The organism is Bradyrhizobium sp. SRL28, assembly GCF_018596315.1.
Lineage (GTDB): Bacteria > Pseudomonadota > Alphaproteobacteria > Rhizobiales > Xanthobacteraceae > Bradyrhizobium.
In genome coordinates this window covers 1-1,073 of the sequence record NZ_JAHEAG010000165.1, presented here as the reverse complement: position 1 = coordinate 1,073, position 1,073 = coordinate 1, and the positions used below count along the sequence as shown (strand labels likewise).

Sequence of the window (1,073 nt, the reverse complement as noted above, 5' to 3'; positions counted from 1 at the left end):
AAGAAAATGATACCGGTCTCGCGTGAAGCCAGATTGTCCGTAAACCGCCGATCGTGCCAAATGGAAAGAGCGTCAACGTCCAGCTGCGTCATCGAGTGCACGAGTTGCTGACCCTTAATCCCGAACGGCTGGCATTCGCCGATGAGGGTCGACGCGACGGCGAACATCTCCAAGCCCGTCTGCAGCAACGAGAAACTGACGTGCCGCGGGGCAAGACCGGCCGAAGCCGGCGTCTCGCCGCGCGTCATATTGATCAAAATCACCCGACTATGTCGTGGGTCTGCAAGCATCTACGTGTCAAATGACCTTGGCTGGATGCTGCTCACGGGGCATCAGGCGGCCGCGTTAACAAGATCCGGTGACAGAAGCACGGGGCCGTTGACGTCGGCTTGTTCGTACATCCTGTGAAGCGTTTGTTCGGACATGTCGAGAAAGCCGGCGACCGCCATGGTCGATCCGACCTGCCGCGGTGCAGCGATCCGCCTCAATGGCCAGCCCGCTCGCCGAAGAATGCGCTCCATACGTGTATCAGTGACTGTCACGATGCTGTCTGCGCGCGCGCCGCGTACTGCCTCCATCATGGCGGCGAAGAGGATAAACGTTGCGCGGTTGAGACTATTGGCCGCCTGCTCCGCGACAAGACTGGTGTCAACGCAAAAGCGTGAGCTTTCGAGAATTCTTTCGTCATGCGGCGCTGGCGTCCCGCCGAGCAGAACGGGAAAGGTGTCGGCCAACATGGTTGGTCCGGTCGTCGGAAGCAGACGAACCGAACCAACCGGCTCTCCGGCGTCTGCCATGAGAATGAGATAAGTCGGCCCGAGAGTGTCATACACATCGAGCTCGAATTCACCCGAGACCGACACTGACCAGTCGAGCCGATCCTTGAAGACACGGCGCCGCAGCCGATACATCGCCGCGAGCAACTCCAGATGACGACCAAATTGAGAGGTGTGAAGTGCGATGGCATGCATAGCGACCTCCTGAAATTATCGGGAGGCCTCAAAACCAGAAAGAGAGTTGCTAATCGCCTGTCAAATTTTACAGGTAACACTTATTCAGTTTGATTACGCTAG

At 57.6% G+C, this 1,073-nt stretch carries 2 protein-coding genes; both read right to left on the bottom strand.

From position 1 onward, the window contains the following. Nucleotides 1-263, bottom strand: a 263-nt coding sequence (locus KIP88_RS45805; RefSeq protein WP_214494620.1) for a hypothetical protein, incomplete at its 3' end; no start/stop codon positions are given. A gap of 69 nt (nucleotides 264-332) precedes the next feature. Then, on the bottom strand, nucleotides 333-971 hold the full coding sequence (locus KIP88_RS45800) for an acyl-homoserine-lactone synthase (protein WP_214494619.1): 639 nt from the start codon (nucleotides 969-971) through the stop codon (nucleotides 333-335). Nucleotides 972-1,073 lie beyond the last annotated feature (102 nt).